This is a genomic window from Amphritea pacifica (genome assembly GCF_016924145.1).
Taxonomy (GTDB): Bacteria; Pseudomonadota; Gammaproteobacteria; order Pseudomonadales; family Balneatricaceae; genus Amphritea; species Amphritea pacifica.
The window spans coordinates 1-1842 of sequence record NZ_JAFFZO010000071.1; the positions used below are offsets into that span (position 1 = coordinate 1).

A 1842-nucleotide genomic window follows, 5' to 3' on the forward strand; every position below is an offset into this window, starting at 1 on the left:
CGTGTGTGCCAGGCATGGCACTTAACTAGCGAGGTGAAAGTCCTCGTACCAGGTATTCGCAGAGCCGAAGGTTAGCCAAAGGGCAAGGTTAGTCCCGCGAGGGGCTGGCTGGAGGAAGCCCAAGGCAAAATCGCGGGGCGATGAACAAGAACCGGATATGAGGTGTGACATAAGTGGGGCCAGCGGGCACGTGACTGCCAAGCCCTCCATCTGCAACAGGCTTATGTTTTATAAATCCGGCGTCTACGCGAGGAAAGTTAAGTGTCTTACCCTGGGAGGTCTGCACGGTGTTGAGGGAGCAACTGACGTTGAAGCAATCCAGCGTGATCGCCCTGCAGAAGTCAGCAGAAGGCATAGTAGGTGTGGCTCTCCACACCGAAGGCCCGAACATCTCTGGCATGGATAGGTTATAAGAACATGGACATAGCACCTGACCAATTTCTTAACGGAACACTGTCAACGACAGTGGGTGAAGCCTGTGTTAATGACAACCCAATTCAGTTGCCAATTATCGAAGCATCACTGATGGAGCAAGTGCTGGACAGGAACAATCTGGCACGTGCGCTGAAACAGGTCAAACGCAACAAAGGCGCAGCGGGCGTCGACGGGATGACGACAGAGCAACTGTCGGCTTATCTGCACGTCCACTGGCCGGACCTTAAGGAATGCCTGATCGACGGTCGCTATCGACCACAAGCGGTCAGACGGGTCGAGATACCGAAGGCTGATGGAAAAATGCGCAAACTGGGGATCCCAACGGTCATCGACCGTTTTATCCAGCAGGCTATAGCGCAGATAATCAGCGCCCTTTGGGAGCCGACTTTCCACCCCAACAGCTACGGTTTCAGGCCTCAGCGTAATGCTCAGCAAGCCGTGCGGCATGCCCAGAATACTATCGTGAACGGGAAGAGCTGGGTGATCGATCTGGACTTGCAAGCGTTCTTCGACACCGTCAACCATGATCGGTTGATGGCGCGATTGAAAACACGCATCCAGGACCGGACGCTGCTGAAGCTGGTCAGGCGATATCTGACCAGCCCAATTCAGAAGGATGGCCAAATAACCGCGAATCGAGAGGGCGTACCGCAAGGTGGCCCGCTGTCGCCGATACTGGCGAACATCGTACTGGATGAATTGGACTGGGAGTTGGAAAAACGAGGTCACTGCTTTAGCCGATACGCCGATGACTGCCAGATCTATGTGGGCAGTCGCCGGGCGGCGGAGCGGATCAAAACAAGTGTACAGCGCTATATCGAAGACCACCTGCGGCTCAAGGTAAACGAAGATAAAAGCGCGGTAGACCGGCCTTGGAAACGGAGTTTCCTGGGATTTACTGTCAGTCCCCGACGCGGCAACAGGATCAAAGTGGCGGACAAGGCACTGGTGAAACTGAAGCAGCGCGTACGGGAACTGAGCCGTCGAACGAGAGGCCATCATCTATCGTATGTCATCGCAGACTTAAGGAAATACCTGCTTGGTTGGAAAGCGTACTTCGGCGTAGCCGAGGTGCAGAGCCCGCTGCGCGACATCGACAAATGGATCAGACGGAAGTTGCGGTGTTATATCTGGAAGCAATGGGGCCGTAGTGGCTATCGTAAACTGCGTCGACTGGGTGTAGACCGTTGGACGGCCTGGAATACGGCGAAATCGGCCCATGGGCCTTGGCGTATAAGCAAAAGTCCGGCACTCTATAGGGCATTGCCAAACAGATATTTTAAAGGCTTGGGGCTGCCATCGTTGGCAGCGTGATAATAGATGAGGAGATGAACCGCCGTGGTACGTGACCCGTATGCCCGGTGGTGTGGGAGGAGGGGCACTGTGAGGTGCCTCCCTATCCCGATT

General features: G+C 54.9%; 1 protein-coding gene. It reads left to right on the forward strand.

Annotated elements, in window-relative coordinates; genetic code table 11:
• Positions 1-417: 417 nt before the first annotated feature.
• The gene (ltrA, locus tag JW499_RS21380; RefSeq protein WP_205212485.1) at positions 418-1749 is read left to right on the forward strand and encodes a group II intron reverse transcriptase/maturase; all 1332 of its coding nucleotides are present in this window, start codon (positions 418-420) and stop codon (positions 1747-1749) included.
• Positions 1750-1842: the final 93 nt, after the last annotated feature.

Bases quoted from the DNA above. Each gene is read 5' to 3' on its own strand.
- ltrA (WP_205212485.1), top strand. From the start codon at position 418: ATGGACATAGCACCTGACCAATTTCTTAACGGAACACTGTCAACGACA.